The following is a 22,510-nucleotide window of genomic DNA, read 5'->3' as shown; positions in this document are numbered from 1 at the left end:
CTCTCGACGGTATGCCCTTCCGGGACGACGAGCGCGCGGTCACGGTGCAGATCGGCGCCGTGCTCCTGTTCGGGATTCTCATCGTGTCGATGTCGCTCTACCAGGCGACCGCGGTCCCGGCGGAGAACAGGGAGGTCGAATTCGACCACAGCCAGCGGGTGCAAGAGGACATGCTGGAGGTTCGAAACGCCGTGCTCCGGAGCGCCTCGTCGGGGACGACGCAGCCGGCGTCGGTGTCCCTCGGGACGCGGTATCCGAACCGGTTGCTCTTCGTCAACCCCCCGCCCGCGACCGGAAGGATCTCGACGACCGGCGCCGCGACCGACGGCGTCGTCGTCGAAAACGCCCGCGCGCTCGACCCGGAGACGCGCGACTACTGGACGGGCGCGCCGCGGAGCTACGAAACGACGGGCCTCGGGTACCGACCCGGCTACAACGAGTACGACGGCGCGCCGGTCACCGCGTACGAACACTCCGTGTTGTACGACCGCTTCGGCGAGGGGACGACGATCGCGCGGACCGATCAGCGGCTCGTCGAGGGGCGGCGGATCTCCCTCGTGACGCTCGACGGCGCGCTGTCCGACGCCCGCGCGGGCGCGACGGAGATCGACTTCCGCCCGGCGAGCCCGGCCGCGAGAACCGTCGCCGTGACGGACGACGGCGACCCGGTCACGATCACCGTGGCGACTCGACTGCCCGAGGACGCCTGGCGGGAACTGCTCGACCCCGAACTCGAAACCGAGGGGGGGTACGTCCGCGGGATCGACTACGCCGCCGGCTCCCCGTACAACCGCCTGACGCTGACCCTGGTTCCGAACGAGACCTACCGGCTCCGGCTGGCGAGGGTCGGCGTCGGGCGCGGAGTCGCGCCCGCGGAGCCCCGGTACCTCGCGCTCGTCGACCGTCAAGACGGCCCCGTCGCTCCCGGGAGCACCCACCGCGTGACCGTGGAAGCGAGAGACCGGTTCAACAACCCGGTCAGCGGGGTTCGGGTCACGGCGGACGCGACGGCCGGCGACTACGCAAACGCGTCCGCCGTGACGGGCGCCGACGGGCGGGCGACGTTCGAGTACACCGCCCCGCGGGCGGGGGCTCGGCGTCGGTGAACGTGAGCGTCCTCGGCGGTTCGACCCCCGAGCGGCGGGTCGCGTTCGACCTCGCCGTCGAAGGCGGACCGGCGGAGGGCGGCTCGGTGAACCCGTCGGGTCCCGGAACGGTAACCCTGCACTCGCAGAGCGCCGTCGGCCCCGGATCCGATCTCGCGTCCGTCACGCTCAGGAACGGCACGAACGCCGAAAAGCGACTGCGAATCACGCACGCGCGCATCGGCTTTTACTTCCGCGGCTTCGACTTCTTCGGCGTCCGCGGCGAACCGCCGACGCGCGCGACGCTGTACGCCGCCGGCCAGGGCGTGTCGCCCGAGGACGGAACCCGGTTGGATGTCGGCGACGGGTTCGTCGAGCTTTCCACCGAGATCCCGCTCGATCCCGGGCCCGACGATCCGTCCGAGCTCACGCGCCTCGATCTCGCGTTCGAGCAGCGGGTGTACGCGGAGGACTTCTACGTCGTCTCGATACGGCTGAACAACGGGGACGCGCACACCTACTTCGTGTCGCACTCGTCCTGAAGCGCCGGAATCGAACGGAGGCGCCCCGATCGCGCGTGGATTCGACGTTCGTCGAATCACTCATCGACAAACCCATATATCCGCTTCGGGAACCCACAGTCATGACAGCCGTCGGCATCGACGCGATCGAAATCTGGACGGGAAAACTCAAACTCGACCTCCCGGAGACGTTCGCCCCCGCGAAGGGAGAAGAGCCCGAGAAGTACACGAAGGGGCTCGGGCTGGAGGCCTCCTCGTTCCCCGACGTGTACGAGGACATCGTCACGATGGGCGCGAACGCCGCGAAGCGGCTGATGGACCGCCGCGGCCTGACGCCCGACGACGTCGGCCGGATCGACGTCGCCACCGAGAGCGCGTTCGACAACTCCAAGCCCGTCTCGACGTACATCGCGGGCTGCCTGGAGAAGGTGTTCGACGGCGACTTCCACCACGCGAACAAGGGCGAGCGGAAGTTCGCCTGCGTCGCCGGCACCCAGAGCATCGACGACGCGTACAACTGGATCAAGGCGGGTCGAAACCGCGGCCGGTCGGCGCTCGTCGTCGCGACCGACACGGCGCTGTACGCCCGCGGCGACCCCGGCGAGGCGACCCAGGGCGCGGGCGCGGTCGCGATGCTCATCTCTGAGGACCCCGACGTCGTCGAGCTGTCGACGGAGCAGGGGTACGGCAGCGCGGACGAGACGGACTTCCTGAAGCCGAACCAGCAGTTCCCGAGCGTCGACGGCAAGCGGTCGGTGCAGGTGTACCTCGCGCGCATGCGGGAGGCGCTCGAGGACTACGAGAGCGTCGCCGGCGACACCCACCCCGACGACTTCGCGTACATCCCGTTCCACACGCCGTTCCCGGGCATGGTCCGGAAGGCGGGCCTCCTCGGCTTCCGCCACATGATCCGCGACACCGGGATCGAGGACGACCTCGCGGCGGAGATCGGTCGCCAGCCCCGCGAGGGCGAGTTCGACTCCCGGGAGGCGTACGAGGAGGCGATCCGCGAGTACATGGACGCGCTGAAGCGCACCGAGACGTACCGGGACTGGTACGCGAGCGCGATCGACCCCACCCTCACGATCTCCCGGCAGGTCGGTAACTGGTACACCGGCTCCGTTCACCTCGCCCGGACCAGCGCCCTGAAGAACGCCGCTGAGACCGGGCAGAAACTCACCGGCGAACGGCTGCTGGTCGGGTCGTACGGGTCCGGCGCGCAGGCCGAGATCCACGCCGAAACCGTCCGGGAGGGCTGGAGGGACGAGATCGGGGCGCTCAACCTCGACGAGCAGCTCGCGCGCCGCTACGACCTCGACTTCGGCGAGTACGAGAAGATCCACGACGCGCACAACCACGACAAGGAGACCGAGGTCGAGGAGTTCACGCAGCCGTCCGGGGAGTTCGTATTCACCGGCTGGGGCCGGATGAACGAGCGCAAGTACGAGTACGTCGAATAGCCGACGCGGCCGATTTTCGGATTCGAATCCCGGGGAACTCACCGAGGCTCACGGGCGTCTCACGGGAGCTCTCTGAGGTCGTCGAGCATCGCTTCGAGATCCCGGTTCGACACGGCGAGCGAGAATCCGTCGATGGTGGCGAGCGTCGTCGCGTGCTCCCAGAGGTCCGCCTCGTCGAGACCGTGGAGGACGACGGCGTTCGGCGTCGGGTCGACGACGCGCATCGCCACGAGCGGCGACTCCCCGCGCGTCACCCCGGTGAACACGAGCGCGCGGTTGGTGCTCTGGCCGTACAGGCGGTAGAACTCGTCGCTGGAGAGCCGGGTGATCGCCTGGATGCTGTTGATGACGGTGTGGCCGCTGACGCTGCCCTGGTCGCCGCGGACCAGCTCGGTCGCGTCCATCGCCTCGTAGAGCCGGTCGATCGGCAGATTCGTCGGATACTCCCGGAGGTCGTAGACGATGTCGCTTTCGAACCCCGCCGACAGCACCCGGGCGTACTGACGGATGCGGCCGCCGCCGCGGGCCTCGTCGATGTCGAGCAGCGCGGTGACCATCCGCCTGACGACGCCGATGCCCGGGCTCTCGCGCCGGCCGCTCTCGTAGTCGGAGACCACCGACGAGGAGACGCCGAGCTGATCTGCGAGCGCCGTCTGGGACACGTCGAAGTCGGTGCGCCACTTCCTGAGCGTCGCACCCGGATCGTCGCTCAGCGTGATCTCGCCCGCGATGCGCTGTGCGAGGTCGTCCCGCGGCGTCGGGCTCACCTCGGCTCACCTCGGCGGCGCGGCTCCGGCGTTCGATCCATGGGCGCACGTCCGTCGCTCCCGCGCAAAAGCGTATCGAAAACCGGGTTCGACAGGTGACGAACGAATCGCCCGGCGCGAACGAAACGACTCATGGCGCGGAGGGACGAACGGCGGCGCATGGAGATCCGACCGTACGAGCCGGCGGACGCAGACGGGCTCTGGGAGCTCAAGCGGGCGTTCGAACTCGGGCTCGGCTCCGAGACCGGCGGGGACGACAAGCTGACGGCGTACGAGGCGAAGCTCACCGACGAGTACCGGGAGCGGTACCTCGCGTGGGTCGGACGCTGCGTCGAGTCCGACGAGCGCTGCGTGACCGTCGCCGACGCGGGCGACGGGCTCGTCGGGTACGCGTTCGTCCTGCCCGAGTCGATGGCGTTCGTCTGGGACGCCGCCGTGCTGAACGAGATCTACGTCGCGCCCGAGCGCCGGGGGACGGGCGTCGCCGACGACCTCATGGCCGCCGCGCTGGATCTCGCGCGCGAGCAGGACCTCCCGCTCGACCGGATGGTCCTCGACGTGGACGCGGCGAACGAGCGCGCGAAGGCGTTCTACCGCCGCCACGGGTTCGGCCACTGGGGAGAGATGGTCGCCCGGGAACTGTAGGAGATTTCACACTCTCCGCCCGAATCGGACAGGTTCAAGCCGCCGGAGCCGGTAGTTCCGGCGAATGATTCTGCGGGACGTGACGCTCATCGACGGCGACGAGAAGTGGCGGGGGGCGATCCAGTACGACCCCGAGACGGGGTCGATCACCGACGTGGGCGACCCCTCGCGGGACGCGGAGGACGAACCGGTCGTCTCTCTGCCGGGTCGGACGGTCATGCCGGGTCTCGTCGACGCCCACGTGCACTTTTCGCTCTCCGGCGAGGCGAGCGTCGAGGACGTCGTCGGCATGAGCGACGCCGAACTCGCGCTCGTCGAGGCGCGGAACGCGCGGCGGACGCTCGAAGCCGGCGTGACCGGCGTCCGGGCCATGGGCGCGCGCGACGTCGATCCGGAGCTCAAGCGCGCGGTCGAGCGCGGGGACGTCCCCGGCCCGCGGATGGTCGCGAACTGCCGGTCCGTCACCGTCACGGGCGGGCACGGTCACCACCTCGGCCGCGAGATCGACGGCCCGTGGGACGCCCGCCGCGCGGTCCGAGAACAGCTCAAGCGGGGGGCTGACTTCGTCAAATTCATGACGACCGGCGGGGTGACGACGCCGGGAACCGAGCCGGACGCGGTGGCCGTGACCGACGAGGAACTGGAGGCGATCGTCGACGAGGCCCACCGCCGGGGCGTCCACGCGGCGACGCACGCCCACGGGGCCGAGGGGGCGAAGGCGGCCGCGCGGGCCGGCGTCGACACCGTCGAGCACGGGACGTTCCTCGACGACGAGGCCATCGACCTGCTGCTCGAACGCGACGTGACGCTCGTGCCGACGCTGTCGGCGCCGTACCACATCGTCCGCAACCTCGACGCCGCGACCGAGGAGAGCGCGCGGAAGACCCGAAGCGTGTACGAGCGCCACATTGAGTCGTTCCGCGCCGCGGTCGAGGCGGGCGTCCGCGTCGCGGGCGGGACGGACGCGGGGACGCCGTTCAACGCCCACGGGGCGAACGCCGCGGAGGTGGCGTTCATGGCGGAGTACGGCATGACCCCGCTTTCGGCGATCCGGGCGATGACCGAAACCGCCGCGGCCGCCGTCGGTCTGGAGGGGTCGGGCACGCTCGAACCGGGGACCCACGCCGACCTGCTCGTGATCGACGGCGACCCGGCCGAGGACCTCACGCGGCTCAACGATCCCGCGGCCGTGATCAAGGGCGGAGAGGTCGTCGCGGGGGCGCTTCCTGACCGCGAGTAGTCCCCGGTCGCCTTTCTGCGTCTCCTCTCTCGCCCCGTTCACCGCGTCTTCTCGCGCCACTGCTCCCGCGTGACTGTGTAGCGGTCGACGTCGGCGACCTCGCCGTCGGCGAAGGCGAGGAAGTTCCGAAACGTGCCGTCGAGCCGCCCGCCGTGCGCCTCGACGTATCGTTCGATCGCCCGCCGCGACTTCCGATTCTCGACGTGGTGAGAGACGGCGACCAGTTCGAGGTCGAGCCGGTCGAAGGCGACTTCCATCAGCGCGCCGGCGCGCTCGCCGGAGTACCCGCGACCCCAGAACTCCTTCCGGAGCCACACGCCGAGTTCGGCGCTCCGTCGGTCCCAGTCGAGGGTGAGGCCGCCGGTCCCGACGAACTCGCCCGCCGCGTCGTCCTCCTTCGACCGGATGACGTAGGCGGCGGCCTCGCCGTCGTCCCACGCCTCCTCCATCCGGACGAGGAAGTCCCGCGACTCCTTCGGCGTCCGGTGGGGGTCCCACGTGACGTACCGCGTGACCTCGTCGATCGACGGCGCGTCGGCGTTCGCGTGCTCGTACAGCTCCAGCGGCGGCAGGTTCTCGCGGCAGAGCCGTTCGAGCCGCAGGCGCTCCGTCTCGATCCGCTCGGGGAAGAGGCCGTCGTCACTCATCGACGAACCTCGCCTCGCGCTCGTCGCCGATCGCCTCGCGCCACTCCGCTCGCGAGGCGGTGTAGCGGTGGCAGTCGCGCGGGACGATCGCGTACACCGCGTCCTCGGCGTCGTCCCACCGCTCCTCGAACCGCCGGAGCGCGTCCCGCGTCTCCTTCGGCGTCCCGTGGGGACTCCACGACAGGTACCGCGTCTCCTCCTCGATCGTATCGCTCTTTCCGTCGTGTGCGTACGCGTCGAGGGGATCGACCGTCTCCCGACTCAACCGCCGCAACCGGAGGCGGTCGGTTTCGATCGTCTCGGGGAACATAGCCGTAGCTCTCGGGGCGAGTGAAAAAGGCTATCCCGGGCGTGCGACCGCGTCACGGGGACGGCGGTGCGGGTCGAATTCGATCGCGGACGCCGCCGGCCGCGAACCGGTCGAAGATTGATACTGTCCGGAAGCCAATCGGGACCATGGAAGACGCGACGCGGCTCGCCGCGGTCAAGGACGTCCCCGAAAACGGTTCGCTGCTCTTCACGGTTCGCGAGCCGGACGGCTCGAAGGAGGAGGTGATCGTCGTCAGGGCTTCCGACGGCGTCGCCGGGTGGAAGAACTTCTGCCAGCACGAGACCGACCAGCGGCTCGACAGGGGGCGCGGCGCGGCGGTGCGGAGCGGGGAGATCGTCTGTCCGAAGCACGGGTCGATGTTCGACGCCCGCACGGGGTACTGCGACAACGGGAAGGCCGCCGGATCGACGCTCGTCGCCGTCGACGTGACCGTCGAGGACGGCGTCGTCTACCTGACCGATCCGAACTGCGAGTTGCTGCACGAGGGCGGGATCGACGACGACCGAACGCCGGGATCGTCCTCGCACCTGACGTTCTGATCCCCGTGAGTCCGATCCTACGAAGCCGAAGACGCTAGCGACGGAGAGAGATTCCGAACGTCCACGAACTGTCTTTATCGTAATGTAAAACGAATTACTTTTCCGGATGGGACTCCACTCGGGAGGGCAAACGCAGCAATGAACTACAGTGTGACGGATTCGCCGGAAGCCGGCGTCTCCCGGAGAGGGTGCTTGAAGATCGCCGGGGCGGCGGCCGCGAGCGTCGCCGGATTACGCGTTGGGACGTCACCGAGCGTCGCGCAGAGTGGGGAGGCCGTCTACCGCGGGGTGGCGAACACGGTTATCTTCGCGGGAGACGGCATTTCGGTTACGGAACACGCGTACCAGCGGAACGTCGTCGTCGTGTTCGGACCGCCGAAACGGGGTGGGCTGACCGAGACGAACCCGTTCGGTCTCTTCATCGGCCCCGCCGACCCGAACGAAACCGGGCAACCGGGCCACCTCGAAGTTCACTCGGCGGTTGTGGTAGGGGGAAGCGTCTTCCAGTTCTGGGAGATACAGCCGCGGGAAAACGGCGCGTTCGCCGGAACGCTCACCGACCCGCACAATCAGGAGGCCATCGCCGCCAACCTCATCAACGTCGAAACGCCGTTGATTCCCGGGCGACCGCAGCTCGGCGTGAACACGCTCCCGAAGGCGATGGGCGAGGGGACGCAACTGGTCGGGGCGGCCACCGAGAGCGAGACCGCGATACGGCTCCAGGGGGCAACCATCGACCAGTTCACGCAGTTCGATTCGCAGATGGTGGCGACGCGCGTCGCGTGAGAGCGAGGAGCGACGCTCCGCAACCACTAAACGCGCTACGCGCCTTGCTCCGGTAATGACCGACTGGACGGAGAAGTACCGCCCTCGAACCCTCTCCGCGATCCGCGGCAACGACAAGGCCCGCGACCGGCTCAGGGAGTGGGCCGAGTCGTGGGACGACCACCGGGAGGCCGTGATCGTCCACGGGAGCCCCGGGATCGGCAAGACCTCCGCGGCCCACGCGCTCGCGAACGACATGGGCTGGGAGACCGTCGAGCTCAACGCCTCGGACCAGCGGACGGCGAGCGTCATCGAGCGGTTCGCCGGGCGGGCGGCGAAGAACGCCACGCTCGGCGGGAGCGTCGGCTCCGACGGCGCACCGGGCGAGGCCGGCGGCGGCCGACAGCTCATCATCCTCGACGAGGCGGACAACATCCACGGCAACTACGACCGCGGCGGGACGAGCGCGATCACGCGACTGGTGAAGGAGGCGGGCCAGCCGATGGTGCTCATCGCCAACGAGTTCTACGAGATGAGCCGCGGGCTGCGGAACGCCTGCGAGGACATCGAGTTCCGGGACGTCTCCGCCCGCTCCATCGTCCCCGTGCTGCGCGACATCTGCCGGCGGGAGGGGATGGAGTACGACGCCGACGCGCTCCAGCGCATCGCCGACGAGAACAGCGGCGACCTCCGCGGCGCGGTCAACGACCTCCAGGCCGCAGCGGAGGGGAAGGACCGCCTGACCGTCGAGGACGTCGTCACGGGCAGCCGGGACCGGACCATGGGGATCTTCCAGTTTCTCGACGCGGTTCTCAAAGAACAGCACCCCCGGGAGGCGCTGCGCTCCTCGTACGCCGTGGACGAGACGCCCGACGACCTGACGAAGTGGGTCGAGGAGAACGCGCCGAAGGTGTACGAGGGGGAGGAACTCGCACGCGCCTACGAGTTCCTCTCGAACGCCGACCGCTGGCTCGGCCGCGTGCGGGCGACGCAGAACTACCGCTACTGGCGTTACGCGGGCGACAACCTCGCCGCCGGCGTCGCGGCCGCCCGCGACGGCACGAAGGGCGGGTGGACGCGCTTCGGCCGTCCGCAGTTCTGGCCGAAGTCCGACAAGACCGGCGACGAGATCGCCCGAAAGGTCGGCGAGTCCGCGGGAGTGAGCGTCGCCATCGCCCGCCGGGAGGTGCTGCCGTACCTCGCGGCCATGACGCACCACTGCAAGAACCGCGAACTGACCGTGGCGATGGCCGCCGCCTACGAGATGGACGCCGCCGAGGTGTCCTACGTCACGGGCAGCGGCGAGTCGACGAAGAAGGTGCAGTCGATCGTCGAGGAGGCGACCGAACTCCGCGAGCGGGCGATGGAGGAGCACTCGGGCGGCGCGTTCGCGGGCGCGGCGAGCGCCGGCGACGAGGGAGAGCCGGACGAGTCTGCGGAAACGGGCGACCCCGGTACCGCCGACGGAACCGCGGTCGACGACGGGCGGAGCGAGACCGGCGAGACGGGCGAGGGCGACGAGCCCGCCGAGGCGAACGGCGGCGACGACGGAGACGACGGCCAGTCCGGCCTCAACGACTTCTTCTGACCGCCGCGATAGCGGCGGTACCTCAGGGCCTGTCTCGCGCTCCGCCCGTCCCGCGCTCCATCCCTCCCGTCCCGGCCCCGATCTCCTCGCCCCGCAGCGGGATGTCGAAGTACGCGGACTCGTCGATCCCGCGTACCTTCGGATCGGCGGCGATCGCCCGGAGCGACTCCAGAAACCCGATCCGGGACGCCTCGACCTTCAGCCCGTACGCCTGCGATCCGACCTCGTCGGACTGCCCGGCGACCTCGTACAGCATCCCGGCGGCGTCCGTCTTCGGACAGAGCGTGTCCAGGTACGACCCCCACAGCGACACGTAGCCGTACCGGGTCACGGTGTCGAACACGTCCCACGGGCCGACCGCCGACAGCCGCCGCGCGACGAGCGCGCTGAACCGGAGCGACCGGTCGCTCGTCGCCCGGTTCAGGAAGGGATTGACGTACTCGGCGACCGGCGCTTCCGGATCGTACTCGACCGCCCGCTCGGCGTAGGCCGGGCCGAACGGGGCCATGACGCTCATGATCGAAGGCCTGTCTCTCCCCGCGGTCGGATCCGCGGCGGTGGCCTGGTGGTGGTGCGTGATGGCGAAGTCCGGATCGGCCCGCAGGAACGACCGCGTGATCGCCTCGGTCTCCGGCGTCAGCCGCAGTCCGCTCGCGGGAAGGGTGTGCCCGCCGTGCGGCACGTCGAGTTGCCAGACCGTCTCGCCGTCGTCTTCCGTCTGCGACCACCAGTCGGGATCGTCGGCCGCGCCGGGCGTCGCGTCGAACTCGGTTCGGACGTTGAAGTCGCGGTTCAGATCGTAGCCGCCCGGCGCGCCCGCCGGATCGTCGTAGTAATCCGGCCTGTGGCGCGAGTCGCCCGGTCGCCACGGCTGGGTGTTCTCCCGGCGCGTGAGCCGCTCGGGATCCCGGTCGCCGTCCGCGTCCCGGGCGAACATCGCCCCGTCGGGGTTCGCCCGCGGCACGACGGTCAGCGTGACGTTGTCGAGCACGTCCGCGAACTCGTCCGGGTCGGCGGTGAGCTGTCGGAGCACAATCAGTGCGGCCTCGGTCCCCGCCGGCTCGTCGCCGTGGATCTGCGTGACGAGGTGGACGCTCGTCGCGCCCTCGCCGACCGTCACCTCCCAGATGGGGTCGCCCCGCCCGGCGGAGCGGCCGCTCCGCCGGCGGGAGACGAGGTCGCTCTCGCGGTCGAGCAGTTCGAGTCGCCGCGTCAGCTGGTCGTTCGTGAGGTACGCGCTCGTGTCGGGGACGCCCTCCGACTCGGCCGCCCGAATCGGGGTCGAAAAGCTCGGAACGGCCGCCGCGGTCGCCGCCGCGCCGCCGACCGTCCGAAGGAACTGTCTTCGGTCCATGTGTCGATGTGCTGTTAAAACTCCGATCGCGTGTTCTTCGGCGCACCTGCCCTCAGGCCGCCGTCGGTACTAACACTTTTCACTAGACCGAAACAAATCGCCGCTCCGGAACGTCGCCTCGGGCGACGCGTTCGAGCGGCATTCGCACGAGCGCGCTCGGCCGAAAACGGGGAGGTCGGATCGAATCGAATCGCATCCGTCGGACGGGAACCGCTTCCCCGCCGATCGCTCTACGCCTCCTGCATCATCGTGCGGCAGCTCTCCGCGCAGTCGCGGAGCACGTCCGCACAGACCTGACAGTGCTCGTCGTCGTGCTGTTCGCACTCGTCGGCGCACTCCTCGCAGGCCCCCGCGCAGGCCTCCGCGAGAACGGGGCTGTAGTTCGAGTTCCGCGCCATGAACCGGGCGTGCTTCGTCGTGAGATCCGCCACGTCGCGGCAGAGGCGCGCGCACCGGGCCATCTCTTCGCCCTGGCCGATGCACTCGTCGGCGCACCACTCGCACGCCTGGGCGGCCTCGAAGCAGTTGTCGATGCAGTTCGCCATCTCGTCGGTCAGGTGGGATATCTGTTGGAGCGCCATCGCATGCAAAACGTCGACGGGCAGCTTTTCGTCGGTTCCGGCTAAGATTCCAAGGGTCGAGCGCGCGGTTCGGACGCGGCGAAGGCGACCGAACCGCGCCGGCTCCGCGGTCGATCGTCGGATTTCGAACCGCCGCGCGTCCGATCCGTCCGTCGCGGCGGCCGACGGCCCGACGTCCGGCGCGCGAGCGGCCGCCCGCTTTTCGAAAGCCAGGCCCGGGGACGGTTTCGCTTCGGACTTTTAGCCCGGCCCGCCGGAACGAACGCTCGTCCCGTCTGTCCGGCTCTGCGGAACGATTCCGCGACCGAACCGTTTCCGCTCGATCGGCAAGTAACCTTATCGAGGATATGGCCGAACAGTGAACCGCGGTCGCACAGCGACCACCGCTGCCTACCGACAACCATGACCAACCTGGGCTACACACTATCGAGCGAGGAGCACGGTCCGAACGACCTCGTCCAGTACGCCGCCCGCGCCGAGGAGGTCGGGTTCGACTTCCTCTCCGTCTCCGACCACTACCACCCGTGGATCAGCCGGCAGGGCCATTCGCCGTTCGTCTGGGGGACGCTCGGCGGCGTCGCGCAGGCGGTCGACGACGTCGACGTCGGCGTCGGCGTCTCGGCCCCGATCGTGCGCATGCACCCGGCGATCTACGCGCAGGCGGCCGCGACGGCGGCGACGATGATGCCCCGGCGGTTCTACTTCGGCGTCGGGACGGGCGAGAACCTGAACGAGCACGTCGTCGGCGAGCACTGGCCCGAACACGCCGTCCGCCTGGAGATGCTCGAGGAGGCGGTCGAGGTGATCCGGAAGCTCTGGGAGGGCGACAACGTGAGTCACCACGGGAAGCACTACGACGTGGAGAACGCGCGCCTCTACACGCTCCCCGAGGAGACCCCGCCGATCATCGCCTCCGCCTTCGGTCCGAAGACGGCGAAGGCGGTCGGCTCGTGGGCGGACGGGCTCTGGACGCTCGGACCGCAGGACAGCCTCGTCGAGAAGTTCGAGGAGGGCGGCGGCGGGGGCGGGACGAACATCACGCAGCTGTCAGTCTGCTACGCCGAATCCGAGGAGGAGGCCGTGCAGACGGCGCTCGAACACTGGCCGAACTCGGCGCTGCCGGGCGAACTCGCGCAGCTCCTGCCGACGCCGAAGCACTTCGAGCAGGCGACGCAGATGGTGACGGAAGAGGATATCCGCGAGGGCACGATCATCACCGACCCCGATCCGCAGACGCACGTCGACACGATCCGGCAGTGCTTCGACGCGGGGTTCGACTACGCGTACGTCCACCAGATCGGCCCGAACCAGGAGGACTTCTTCGACTTTTACGAGGAGCAGGTGCTCCCCGAGTTGGAGTGAGCCCGGCGTCGCCGCGCGTCCGGTTCGCCCGCCGCCGTCGAACGATAGAATCGCACGACCGGATCGGGTTACACGATCGGATCGGACCGCCGCGACCGAGGCGAGTCGAACGTCTATCGGGCCGACCCGGGGTCGAACTCGATCGGATCGCGCCGAGCGGTCGGTTAGGGGCGAACGGAGTCCGGAAGCGCCGCCGGGGGAAGCGCCTCGCGAACGTCGGCCGCCAGCGCCGCCGGATCGCCGCCGGCCGAGGGCGGGACGGTGAACGCCGGCCGCCCCGTCATGCGTTCGAGTTCGGCGACGTTCGTCCGCTCCGCGACCGTCGCGGCCCGGTACCGGTTCAGCACGACGGCGTGGACCCGAACCCCCCGACGGGCGAGCGCGTCGACCGTCAGCGCGGTGTGGTTCAGCGTTCCAAGCCCCGAGCGGGCGACGACCACCGCCGGCAGGTCGAGGTCGGCGACGAGGTCGATAACCTCCGCGTCGCCGGCGAGGGGGACCCGCACGCCGCCGATCCCCTCGACGATTCCGACCTCCGCGCGGTCCAGAGCCCGGCGGCAGCCCGCGAGGAGGGCGTCGTAGTCGAGCGGGTCGTCGGCGCGCTCCGCGGCCACCCGCGGCGCGAGCGGCGGTTCCAGCCGTCGGAGCGCCGTCGCCGCCTCGGGCGTTCCGCAGGCGTCGGCGACGAACGCCGCGTCGTCGTCGGGCGGGTACCCCGTCTGCGCCGGCTTGATCGCCCGCGCCGCCAGGCCGGCGTCCCGCAGCCGCGCGGTCAGCCCCGCCGTCACGACGGTCTTTCCGACGCCCGTGTCGGTCCCGACGACGAAAACCCCGGTCACCGGACGCCGACCTCCCGCCCCGCCTCGCGGAACGCCTCCAGACAGCGGTCGACGTCGGCCTCGGCGTGGGCCGCCGTCGGCGCGACGCGCAGCCGGCTCGTTCCCTCGGGAACGGTTGGCGGGCGGATCGCGGGCGCGACGACGCCCCGCTCGCGGAGCGATTCGGCCAGCGCGATCGCCCGCCGACGGTCCGCGACGACGACGGGGAGGATCTGCGTCTCGCCCCACACGTCGTAGCTCGCGTCGGTCAACCCGTCCCGGAGCCGCGCGACGTTTTCCCAGAGGCGCTCCCGGCGGTCCCCTTCGCGCGCGATCCGGAGCGCCTCGCGGGCCGCCGCCGCGGCCGGCGGCGCGAGGCCGGTCGAGAAGACGAACGGGCGGGCGGCGTTGAGCAGGTGCTCGATCAGCGTCTCGCTCCCGGCGACGAACCCGCCCTGGCCGGCGAGCGCCTTCGAGAGCGTCCCGACCTGCACCTGCACTCTGTCTTCGAGTCCCTCTCGCTGGACGACGCCGCCGGCGTCCCGGTACAGGCCGGTCGCGTGCGCCTCGTCGACCATCACCCACGCGTCGTGCGCCTCGGCGACGTCGCAGAGCGCGCCGAGGGGGGCGACGTCGCCGTCCATGCTGAAGACCGAGTCCGTCACGACGAGCCGCGGGCCGTCCGTCGGATCGGCGTCGAGCCGCCGCGCGAGGTCGTCGGGATCCGCGTGGTCGTAGACGACCGTCTCCGCGTTCGAGAGACGACAGCCGTCGACGATGCTCGCGTGGTTCAGCTCGTCCGAGAAGACGGCTGCCGGGTCGAGCGCGGCGATCGTGCCGACGTTCGCCGCGTAGCCCGACGGGAACACGAGCGCGCGCTCGGTCCCCTTCGCGTCCGCGAGGTCGCGCTCCAGCGCGCGGTGGACGGCGGTGTCGCCGGTGACGAGCCGACTCGCGCCCGCACCGGTGCCGACCTCCCTGACCGCGGCGACCGCCGCCCGGCGGACCCGCTCGTCGTCCGCGAGACCGAGGTAGTTGTTCGACGCGAAGACGAGTTCCTCGTCGCCGAACGACGGCGGGTCGCCGCGCGGATCCGGCGCGAGCCGGGCCCGCTCCGCGACGCGGTCTGCCGGCGCGAGGTCGCGCCTGAGGCCCTGCGACTCGCGCGCCGCGAGCCGGCCGGCGAGGCCGAAGCCGCGCCCCGTCGCGTCGGTCGGGCGTCGCCCACCCATCTCAGAATCCGGGCATGAGCTCCGCCGGGCCGAACACGCCGTACTCGCCGGCGCGGTTGCGGCGGACCGCGGCCTTCAGGTAGCCGAGCGCCGGCCCGTTGACGTTCGCGGCCATGCTCGTGGCGTCGTCCAGTTCGAAGGTGTTCGTCCCCGTCTCGCCGTCGAACGTCCGCCCCGTCACCCTGACCGTCGTCGTCGTCGGCTTCTCGTCGCTTCGAACGTCGAGGACCCCGCCGACGGTGACGTCCGCCGCGTCGCAGATGCCCGCCCGTTCGAGCAGCACGTCGTCGGCGTGCTCCATGTCGCGGAACTCCAGGACGCCGCCGCGGGCGTCGATTATCTCCTCGATCTCCTCGTCGGTGAGATCGCGGACGGCGTCGAGGTCGTACCCATCGAGGTGGGCGACGTCCTCGCGGACGGTGCCGCGGTTGTCCTCGTACCCGGACTTCAGGCCCACCCCCCACCAGATCTCCACCGACTCGACCTCGATGAACGACTGGGCGGCGAGCGCCGCCGCGCCGGTCAGGAACCCGGGCGTCGCGCCCGCGCCGCAGACGAACGTGATCCCCGACCCCTCGAAGGCGTCCGCGCGCTCGTCGAGCATGCCGATCACGCGCGAACGCTTCAGCACGTCCACGACGACCCCCTCGTAGCCCGCGTCGACGAAGCGGTCAGCCACGCGCGGGATGAAGTCGTGTTCGAGGTTCGGCAGGGCGAGAAGCACGGCGTCGATCTCGTCCGACGCGGCGATCACGTCGTCGATCGGCGCGTCCGTCGATTCCGCCTGCGCCGACGCGGCGAGGCCGCGCCGCTCGACCGCCGTTCCCCCGTCCGCCGTCGCCGGGGCGTCGTCGCCCGCCGCGTCGCCTCCCGTCGCCGCGAGGAGCTCGTCGACGTCGAGCCCCTCGGGGTCGATCGCGACGCCGCGACGGTCGCACGCGGCGACGGGAGTGAGTCCCTCCTTGTGACGCGAGATGTCGAGCGTTCGTCGTCCGATGCCGCCGGTGCCGAGAACCGCGAAGCTGATGTCGTCCATGGATCAGTCGTCGTCCGTGATCGTCTCGTCGTTCGTCCCCGTCTCGTCCGCCGAGGTCGCCGTGCCGGCCGCCGTCTCGACCGGCGGATCCGCCGCGTCGCGGGCTTTGACCGCCGCGGGATCGAACTCGTTGACGGTCGCGTTCGGGCGCAGGCCCGCCCGCTCGATCGCCCGGATGTCGTCGCCGGGGGACTGCCCCTCGGTCGTGAGATAATCCCCGGTGAGGATGCCGTCCGCGCCCGCCTCGAAGGGGAGGTGCTGTTCGTCGGGCGCGAGGTTGACCTCGCGGCCGCCGGTCAGCCGGATCCGGGCGCGCGGGTGGAGCAGCCGGTACACCGCGACGGTTTTGACGATCTCCTCGGTCGTGATGGCGGCCGACTCCCGATCACCCATCGGGGTCCCCGCTATGGGGTTGAGGACGTTGACCGGGAGCGACGAGACGCCGATCCCCTGCAGCGCGATCGCCGCGTCCACGCGGTCCGCCGGCGTCTCGCCCATTCCGAGGATGACGCCCGCGCAGAGATCCATCCCGGCCTCCTTCGCCACCTCCAGCGTCTCCACCCGATCCTCGAAGCTGTGGGTGCCGACGACCTCCGGGAAGTAGCGGGGCGACGTTTCGATGTTGTGGTTGTAGTGGTTCACGCCCTCGTCGGCGAGGATCCGCGCCTCCTCCTCCGTCAGGATGCCGAGGCTGGCGTCCACCTCGACGGCGGTCTCGTCGCGGACGAGGCGGATCGCCTCGATGACGTCGGCCCACTCGTCGGGCCGACGCCGCTTGCTGACGCCCTTCTCGGCCACGACGACGCCGAACCGCTGTGCCCCGTCCCGCTCGGCGCGCTTCGCGGCGGCGAGGATCTCCTCCGGGTCGAGAAAGTCGTAGGTGTCGATGCCGGCGTCGAAGTGGGCCGACTGCGCGCAGAAGCCGCAGTCCTCGGCGCAGTTCCCCGCCTTCGCGTTGACGATGCTGCACGCGTCGACGGTGCCGTCGCCGAACGCCGCGCGGACGGCGTCCGCCGCGGCCGAGAGTGCCTCGACCGGCTGAGCCAGAAGCGCGAGTCCGTCGGTCCGGTCGAGCCGTCCGCCGCCGAGCACCCGCTCGACGGCGCCGTCGACGGTCCGGTTTCCGGTAGGCTCGTAAACCACACGTGGTTGCTCGGTTGACGAGAATATAATCGTTGGGGGACGTTCGTCCGAGCTGACTGTTTCGGTCGGAAGCGACGCCTTACTGCGGCGCGGAGGAGGACGGGAGCGGGACGGAGGTCCGAGCGAGCGGTAGTGGGATAACTACAGCGGTCGTTTGACCCTCCCGGAGTGATTTGACCCCGCGGGCGCACTCACGGGTATGAAACGACGCGCGGTTCTCCGCTGCGCCGCCGGAGGCGGCGCGACGCTCGCCGGGTGTGTGCGACGAGGAGCGAATCGAACGGGAGAGAGTCGAAGCGGCGAGACGAACCGGCGCACGGTTTCGCTCGCGGCGGTCGACGACTCGCCACCGAACCTGGACGTCTGCATCGAGGTAACCCTCCTCGAACCGACCGTGACGGCGGATCGCACCGCCAGAATCCGCGTCGAAACGACCAACGAGGGGCCGCGGCGCGCTCTCTCCGCCGGCGAAGGGGGGTGTAGCCTCTTCAATCGGGATCGCGGGGTCAGCGTCGGCGGCGGCCTCGTGCTCAAGGATCCGAAAGCGGCGGAGAGCATCGATCGAAAGGGCGACACGTGGACGCCGGACGTTCCCGCCGACCGACCGCGAGCGTACGCCGCCTACGGGTGTTCGCCCCGCACGTACGACGAGGGCGAGTCGGTCGCCGTCGAGTACGACGTGTGGGACGATTACCGATCGAAGGGGTACATGACGCCCGGGAGGTACCGCTTCGAAACGCGCGTGTCCGTCGCCGAGGCGGGGAGCGATTTCGGAGGTGACGCGCTCGCCCAGTTCGCGTGGGGCTTCGAACTCGCGGTCGGATTCGCAGAAGAGAGCTAACGGGCGCCGCGGATCACCGGCCCCGAGCGCCGAGCCCCGGGATCGCCACCCGGTCTTCGACGGCGTTCATGAGCCTCGACGCGGAGATGACCAGCGCGAGGTAGAGCAGCGCCGCGAGCGAGAACATCGCCGTGTAGCGGAAGTTGTCCGAGGCGATGGCGTTCGTCCGCTGGAACAGCTCGGGGACGGTGATGAACGCCGCGAGCGAGGAGTACTTGATGAGGTAGATGAGCTCGTTGGTCCAGCCGGGGATCGCAAAGCGGAGCCCCTGCGGGAGCACGACGTACCGGATGGCCTGGAGCTTCGTCAGCCCGATCGCGCGGCCGGCGGTGAGCTGTCCCGATTCGACGCTCAGGAGCGCCGACCGGATGTACTCGGCCTGGTACGCGGCGCTGTTGAGCGTGAAGCCGACGATGGCCGCCCAGACGGCGTTGTTCGCGAACACGCCGTCCAGCAACGGCGGGACGTACTGGACGAAGTTCAGCCCGTAGTAGATGACGAAAAGCTGCGCGAGAAGCGGCGTCCCGCGCAGGAGTTCGGTGTACGCGAGGGACAGGTAGCTCGTCCACCGGCCGTAGACGCGCGCGACGGAGAGCGGCACCGCGAGCACGAACCCGAGCGCGATGCTCGTCGCCGTCAGCACGATCGTGAGCCACACGCCCGCCGACAGCGCGGGGAGGTACGTGACGGCGAAGGCGGTCGAGTCGAAGAGGCCGCGGAGCGCCGGCACCGCCGCCCCGAGCGCCTCGACGGCCTCCGGCGACACGAACGGCTCCCCGCGCGGGACGAACAGCCCGCCGAGCCAGTCGTTGAGCCAGCGCAGGAGCAGCCACCCCCAGAAGAGCCCCCCGGCGAGGACGACGAGCGGACGCCCCGCGGGGATCGTTCGCGTCGCCGTTTCGCCCTCCCGGACGGCGTCCGCGACCGGCTCGCTCATGAGTGGAGCTGGGTGATGCGACGGAGGAACGTCGCGGTGCGGTCGTGCTCCGGCCGCTCGAACAGCTGCTCGGGCGGCCCGCGCTCGACGATCCGGCCGCCGTCGAGGAACATGATCTCCGAGGCGACGGAGCGCGCGAAGCTCATCTCGTGAGTGACGACGAGCATCGTCATCCCGCGCTCGACGAGGTCGCGCATCACTTCGAGCACCTCCCCGATGAGTTCGGGGTCGAGCGCGCTCGTCGGCTCGTCGAAGAGCATGAGCTTCGGTTCCATCGCCAGCGCGCGGGCGATGCCGACGCGCTGCTTTTGGCCGCCGGAGAGCTCCGCAGGGTACGAGTCCGCCTGATCGGCGAGGCCGACGAGCGCCAGCTGCTCGTCGGCGCGTCGGCGGGCCTCCTCCTTACTCAGGCCGAGCACCTGCCGCGGCCCGAGCATCACGTTCCCCCGGGCCGTGAGGTGCGCGAAGAGGTTGAAGTCCTGGAACACCATCCCGACCTGCCGGCGGAGCTCGTTCACGTCGACGTCCGGGCCGGTCACGCGCTCGCCGTCGAGGTAGATCTCGCCGCTGTCGACCTCGGTGAGCCGGTTGACGCACCTGAGCATCGTCGACTTGCCGCTGCCGCTGGGGCCGATGAGCACGGTGACGTCGCCGCGGTCCATCTCGAAGCTGATCTCGCGAAGCACCTGCTCGTCGCCGTAGCTCTTCGAGACGCGCTCGACGCGGAGCAGCGGATCGCTCACGCCGACTCACCCCCGGGGATAGCGTAGCGCGCGCTCACGAGGTCGAGCGCCCGGTTCGTCGTGAACGTCAGCACGAAGTAGATGGCGCTGGCGAAGAGCAGGATCTCCAGCACGGCGGTCGTCCGGACGACGAACAGGTCGTAGCTGCGCGTGAGCAGCTCCGCGAGCCCGATGGCGAAGACGACGCTCGTGTCCTTCAGCACGATGGTGACCTCGTTCTGGAAGCCGGGGACGCTTCGGCGCAGCGCCTGCGGGACGACGACGTGCCTGATCGACGCGAGCTTGTCCATCCCGATCGACCGGGCGGCCTCCATCTGGCCCTCGTCGACGCTCTGGAGCGCCCCGCGGAAGATCTGCGACTGGTACGCCGCGCTCCGGAGGCCGAGGCCGAGCACGCCGGCGAGGAACGCCCCCGAGAGCGACGCCGTGACGCCGAGGACCCCGATCGTGAGGTCGGGCGTCGGAAACACGAAGTACATGAAGATGAGGATCACGACGATCGGCGTCCCGCGCAGGACGACGCCGACCGTCTCGACGAGCCCCCTGCTCGCGCGGCCGCCGTACACCTCGACGACGCCCGCCGGGAAGCCGACGAAAAAGCCGAGGAGGACGCTGGCGACCGTGAGCGCGATCGTCAGCGCCGTGCCGGCGAAGAGGTACCCGCTGTTCTCCCAGACGAACGCCCAGTCGCTCGCCTGCTGGAGGGCGATCGGGGGGAGTTCGACGCCGGTCATGTCACGACTGGGTCGTGGTTTCGTTCCCCGACGCCGTCTCGTTGCCGGCGGTCTCGTTCCCCGCCGTTTCGGTGCCCGCCTCCGACTCCGATCCGAACCACTTGTTCCGGATCTCCTCGTACTTCCCGCTGTCGCGGACGGCCTGGAGGCCGCTGTTCAGCGCCGACCGGAGGTCGTCGTCGTTCTGCCGGACGCCGAACCCGTAGCGCTCGCCCGTCTCGACGACGGTCGCCACCTCGACGTTCCGCTCCTCGGCGAACGTCTGGGCCACCGGCACGTCGAGCACGACGGCGTCGATGTTGCCGTTCTCCAGGTCCTCGACCGCGAGGACGTAGTTCCCGTAGGCGTTGTAGTTGGCCTGTTCGAGCTTCCCTTCCTCGATGAGGCGGCTCTCGACGAGCCCCGCGCCCGTCGTCCCCTCCTGGGCGCCGACCTTGCGCCCGGACAGGTCGTCCAGCGACTGCGGCTGGAAGTCGCCGCCCTCGCGCACGAGGATCGCCTGGTCCGCATTGTAGTACGGGTTCGAAAAGGAGATCGTCCGCTTGCGCTCCTCGTTGATCGTCATCGCGGCCGCGATGACGTCGATCCGGTCGTTCTGCAGGGCGGGGATGAGCGAGTTGAACTCGAACGTCCGCCACTCCGAGAGCGTGTAGTCCGTCTCGGAGACCACGGCCTCCAGCAGGTCGATGTCGAAGCCGACCAGCTCGTTGTTCTGTTTCATCTCGAACGGCGGGAACCCCGGCGCGGTCCCGGCGACGATCGTCTTCTCGCCGCCGCCGTCTCCGCCGCCGTCTCCGCCGCCGCCATCGCCGCCACCGTCTCCGCCGGTGTCGACGGTGCAGCCGGCCAGGCCGGCGATTCCGACGGCGCCGCCCGCGCCGGCCATCTTCACGTACGTCCGACGGCTTACGCCGCGTTGGCGAGCCTCGTGCCTGTCGTCCATATAAATTGGACAGGTCGAGAAGACGTTTCAACCTTTCTTCTTCACGGGACTCCGCCGCCTGACGCCGTTTCGGGCGAGGGCGACGGCGGCCGGCGGTCGGTCGGGTACGACCGAGCCGCGAACCCGCTTCCGGCTCAGTCGCCGCTGGCGTACGACGCCCGACCGGGGCCGACGTCGCTCCGGCGGTAGGCCAGCCACGCAGCCCCGACGAGCAGCGCGCCCGTCGCGACGAGCAGGCCGACGTTCAGGAGACGCATCGTCGGCGTGTAGAACACGAGGTCCCGGCCGAGGAGCAGGTGGACGAACACCAGCCCGAGCGCCGGGAGCGTCGCGGCCCGGAGCGTCGCCAGGTTCGATCCCCCGACCCAGTGGGTCACCGCGACCAGCGCGGCGAACAGCACGAGCGACGACCCGATGAACGCCGCCTGCGCGGCCGGCGAGTACGGCAGGACCGCCGACGTGACGCGGCTGAAAAGCGCCGACAGCGGCAGGAGGGCGAGCGACACGAGCAGCCCGCCGCGGACGCGGCTGAGCGCGTCGGCGCGGTACCGCCCCTCGTAGGCGAACAGCACGGCGAACACGAGCAGCGTGAAGATCGCGAGCGCGACGAGCAGGTGCGCGGCCTGGGTCGGCGGCGAGTATCCCGAGGGCAGCATCCCGTTGAGCGTCACCGTCACCGCGCCGATGCTGATCTGCAGCGGGAGCAGCACGACCGCGAGGGTCGCCGCCGTCCTCGTCCGCGGGTCGGGGGTGCGCCAGGCCCACAGGGCCGTCCCGAGGATGAAAAAGCCCGCGATCATCGCGACGAGCCGGTGGAACCACTCGACGAAGCTGGGAACCGTCTGCGGGAGCAGTCCGTTGTCACAGAGGGGCCACTGGGCCGAGCAGGCGAGCCCCGATCCCGTGGCGGCGGTGTAGACGCCGAGCATGATGAGAAAGACCGTCAACCCCGCGGTGAAGGCGGCGAAGCGCCGGAAGGTGAGCCACGCGGGGCGGAAGCGTGCGGTGGCCATGCTACCTCTCTACTCGGGAGCGTGTGCACTTAGGCTTGTCCGAACGCGCGTCCGACGTACCGGTTCTCGAACGGGCTCGGTCCGTCGGTGGGTCGATCCGCGGACGCAAGTGTTCGATCAGCGTCCGCGGGTCGGTCCGCGTCGTCGATCCGGCCCGCGCCGACGACCGCCGACCCCGATTCGTA

At 70.2% G+C, this 22,510-nt stretch carries 24 protein-coding genes; 10 read left to right on the top strand and 14 right to left on the bottom strand.

Going from position 1 to position 22,510, the window contains the following annotated elements; genetic code table 11:
* Nucleotides 1-11 precede the first annotated feature (11 nt).
* The 3 genes from CNO20_RS04020 to hmgB all read left to right on the top strand — a co-directional run bounded on the left by CNO20_RS04020 (nt 12) and on the right by hmgB (nt 3,066).
* Entirely contained in the window at nt 12-1,106 is a 1,095-nt protein-coding gene (locus tag CNO20_RS04020; protein ID WP_101294706.1) for an Ig-like domain-containing protein, read from the top strand.
* Nucleotides 1,107-1,108: 2 nt separating this feature from the next.
* Nucleotides 1,109-1,627: a hypothetical protein gene (locus CNO20_RS04015; RefSeq protein WP_143423142.1), complete on the top strand. Its 519-nt coding sequence runs from the start codon at nt 1,109-1,111 to the stop codon at nt 1,625-1,627.
* Between the two features lie 101 nt (nt 1,628-1,728).
* Nucleotides 1,729-3,066, top strand: coding sequence for a hydroxymethylglutaryl-CoA synthase (hmgB, locus tag CNO20_RS04010; protein ID WP_101295025.1), 1,338 nt, complete (start codon nt 1,729-1,731; stop codon nt 3,064-3,066).
* A 59-nt stretch (nt 3,067-3,125) separates the two neighbouring features.
* Here the strand turns inward: hmgB and CNO20_RS04005 are convergent, their stop codons facing one another.
* Complete coding sequence (locus CNO20_RS04005) at nt 3,126-3,833, bottom strand: helix-turn-helix domain-containing protein (RefSeq protein ID WP_101294704.1); 708 nt, start codon at nt 3,831-3,833, stop codon at nt 3,126-3,128.
* Between the two features lie 159 nt (nt 3,834-3,992).
* Between CNO20_RS04005 and CNO20_RS04000 the strand changes: the two genes are divergently transcribed.
* The gene (locus CNO20_RS04000) at nt 3,993-4,478 is read left to right on the top strand and encodes a GNAT family N-acetyltransferase (protein ID WP_101295024.1); all 486 of its coding nucleotides are present in this window, start codon (nt 3,993-3,995) and stop codon (nt 4,476-4,478) included.
* A gap of 64 nt (nt 4,479-4,542) precedes the next feature.
* Nucleotides 4,543-5,718 (top strand): metal-dependent hydrolase family protein, encoded by a 1,176-nt coding sequence (locus CNO20_RS03995; protein WP_101294703.1) that lies wholly within the window; start codon nt 4,543-4,545, stop codon nt 5,716-5,718.
* A 38-nt stretch (nt 5,719-5,756) separates the two neighbouring features.
* Here CNO20_RS03995 and CNO20_RS03990 read toward each other — a convergent pair whose 3' ends face one another.
* Both CNO20_RS03990 and CNO20_RS03985 read right to left on the bottom strand, forming a co-directional pair.
* Complete coding sequence (locus CNO20_RS03990; protein ID WP_101294702.1) at nt 5,757-6,365, bottom strand: GNAT family N-acetyltransferase; 609 nt, start codon at nt 6,363-6,365, stop codon at nt 5,757-5,759.
* The gene (locus tag CNO20_RS03985; protein ID WP_101294701.1) at nt 6,358-6,675 is read right to left on the bottom strand and encodes a hypothetical protein; all 318 of its coding nucleotides are present in this window, start codon (nt 6,673-6,675) and stop codon (nt 6,358-6,360) included. Before CNO20_RS03985 ends, CNO20_RS03990 begins: the two co-directional genes overlap by 8 nt.
* A gap of 146 nt (nt 6,676-6,821) precedes the next feature.
* Between CNO20_RS03985 and CNO20_RS03980 the strand changes: the two genes are divergently transcribed.
* The 3 genes from CNO20_RS03980 to CNO20_RS03970 all read left to right on the top strand — a co-directional run bounded on the left by CNO20_RS03980 (nt 6,822) and on the right by CNO20_RS03970 (nt 9,588).
* The gene (locus tag CNO20_RS03980) at nt 6,822-7,235 is read left to right on the top strand and encodes a Rieske (2Fe-2S) protein (protein WP_101294700.1); all 414 of its coding nucleotides are present in this window, start codon (nt 6,822-6,824) and stop codon (nt 7,233-7,235) included.
* Between the two features lie 138 nt (nt 7,236-7,373).
* Nucleotides 7,374-8,021, top strand: coding sequence for a hypothetical protein (locus tag CNO20_RS03975; protein ID WP_143423141.1), 648 nt, complete (start codon nt 7,374-7,376; stop codon nt 8,019-8,021).
* A gap of 55 nt (nt 8,022-8,076) precedes the next feature.
* Nucleotides 8,077-9,588 carry a replication factor C large subunit gene (locus tag CNO20_RS03970; protein WP_101294698.1) on the top strand — a complete coding sequence of 504 codons (1,512 nt, stop codon included), beginning with the start codon at nt 8,077-8,079 and terminating at the stop codon, nt 9,586-9,588.
* A gap of 22 nt (nt 9,589-9,610) precedes the next feature.
* Here CNO20_RS03970 and CNO20_RS03965 read toward each other — a convergent pair whose 3' ends face one another.
* Both CNO20_RS03965 and CNO20_RS03960 read right to left on the bottom strand, forming a co-directional pair.
* Nucleotides 9,611-10,942: a M14 family zinc carboxypeptidase gene (locus tag CNO20_RS03965; RefSeq protein ID WP_101294697.1), complete on the bottom strand. Its 1,332-nt coding sequence runs from the start codon at nt 10,940-10,942 to the stop codon at nt 9,611-9,613.
* Nucleotides 10,943-11,172: 230 nt separating this feature from the next.
* Nucleotides 11,173-11,523, bottom strand: coding sequence for a four-helix bundle copper-binding protein (locus CNO20_RS03960; protein ID WP_101294696.1), 351 nt, complete (start codon nt 11,521-11,523; stop codon nt 11,173-11,175).
* Between the two features lie 402 nt (nt 11,524-11,925).
* Here CNO20_RS03960 and CNO20_RS03955 point away from each other — a divergent pair, with 402 nt between their 5' ends.
* Nucleotides 11,926-12,885: a TIGR03557 family F420-dependent LLM class oxidoreductase gene (locus CNO20_RS03955; protein WP_101294695.1), complete on the top strand. Its 960-nt coding sequence runs from the start codon at nt 11,926-11,928 to the stop codon at nt 12,883-12,885.
* A gap of 164 nt (nt 12,886-13,049) precedes the next feature.
* Here the strand turns inward: CNO20_RS03955 and bioD are convergent, their stop codons facing one another.
* Genes bioD through bioB form a run of 4 tightly spaced genes read right to left on the bottom strand, consistent with a single transcriptional unit; the run spans nt 13,050 to nt 17,114 of the window.
* Nucleotides 13,050-13,724, bottom strand: a complete 675-nt coding sequence (gene bioD, locus CNO20_RS03950; protein WP_199174713.1) for a dethiobiotin synthase — start codon at nt 13,722-13,724, stop codon at nt 13,050-13,052.
* Complete coding sequence (locus CNO20_RS03945) at nt 13,721-14,935, bottom strand: aminotransferase class I/II-fold pyridoxal phosphate-dependent enzyme (RefSeq protein ID WP_101294694.1); 1,215 nt, start codon at nt 14,933-14,935, stop codon at nt 13,721-13,723. Before CNO20_RS03945 ends, bioD begins: the two co-directional genes overlap by 4 nt.
* A 1-nt stretch (nt 14,936) precedes the next feature.
* Nucleotides 14,937-15,971, bottom strand: a complete 1,035-nt coding sequence (locus CNO20_RS03940) for a (S)-8-amino-7-oxononanoate synthase BioU (RefSeq protein WP_101294693.1) — start codon at nt 15,969-15,971, stop codon at nt 14,937-14,939.
* Nucleotides 15,972-15,974: 3 nt separating this feature from the next.
* On the bottom strand, nt 15,975-17,114 hold the full coding sequence (gene bioB / locus CNO20_RS03935) for a biotin synthase BioB (RefSeq protein WP_101294692.1): 1,140 nt from the start codon (nt 17,112-17,114) through the stop codon (nt 15,975-15,977).
* A gap of 199 nt (nt 17,115-17,313) precedes the next feature.
* Here bioB and CNO20_RS03930 point away from each other — a divergent pair, with 199 nt between their 5' ends.
* Nucleotides 17,314-17,955: a hypothetical protein gene (locus tag CNO20_RS03930; RefSeq protein ID WP_101294691.1), complete on the top strand. Its 642-nt coding sequence runs from the start codon at nt 17,314-17,316 to the stop codon at nt 17,953-17,955.
* Between the two features lie 13 nt (nt 17,956-17,968).
* On the opposite strand, the gene CNO20_RS03925 is transcribed toward CNO20_RS03930, so the two are convergent.
* The 5 genes from CNO20_RS03925 to CNO20_RS03905 all read right to left on the bottom strand — a co-directional run bounded on the left by CNO20_RS03925 (nt 17,969) and on the right by CNO20_RS03905 (nt 22,259).
* On the bottom strand, nt 17,969-18,892 hold the full coding sequence (locus tag CNO20_RS03925) for an amino acid ABC transporter permease (protein ID WP_101294690.1): 924 nt from the start codon (nt 18,890-18,892) through the stop codon (nt 17,969-17,971).
* Nucleotides 18,889-19,635, bottom strand: a complete 747-nt coding sequence (locus tag CNO20_RS03920) for an amino acid ABC transporter ATP-binding protein (RefSeq protein WP_101294689.1) — start codon at nt 19,633-19,635, stop codon at nt 18,889-18,891. Before CNO20_RS03920 ends, CNO20_RS03925 begins: the two co-directional genes overlap by 4 nt.
* Complete coding sequence (locus tag CNO20_RS03915; RefSeq protein ID WP_101294688.1) at nt 19,632-20,369, bottom strand: amino acid ABC transporter permease; 738 nt, start codon at nt 20,367-20,369, stop codon at nt 19,632-19,634. The genes CNO20_RS03920 and CNO20_RS03915 overlap by 4 nt, the downstream gene beginning before the upstream one ends.
* Nucleotide 20,370: 1 nt before the next feature.
* Nucleotides 20,371-21,312 carry a basic amino acid ABC transporter substrate-binding protein gene (locus tag CNO20_RS03910; RefSeq protein ID WP_101294687.1) on the bottom strand — a complete coding sequence of 314 codons (942 nt, stop codon included), beginning with the start codon at nt 21,310-21,312 and terminating at the stop codon, nt 20,371-20,373.
* A gap of 134 nt (nt 21,313-21,446) precedes the next feature.
* The gene (locus tag CNO20_RS03905; protein ID WP_394337241.1) at nt 21,447-22,259 is read right to left on the bottom strand and encodes a COX15/CtaA family protein; all 813 of its coding nucleotides are present in this window, start codon (nt 22,257-22,259) and stop codon (nt 21,447-21,449) included.
* Between the last annotated feature and the right edge of the window lie 251 nt (nt 22,260-22,510).

Source organism: Halegenticoccus soli (assembly GCF_002844195.1).
Taxonomy (GTDB): Archaea; Halobacteriota; Halobacteria; order Halobacteriales; family Haloferacaceae; genus Halegenticoccus; species Halegenticoccus soli.
This window is presented reverse-complemented; position numbering and strand designations above follow the sequence as displayed.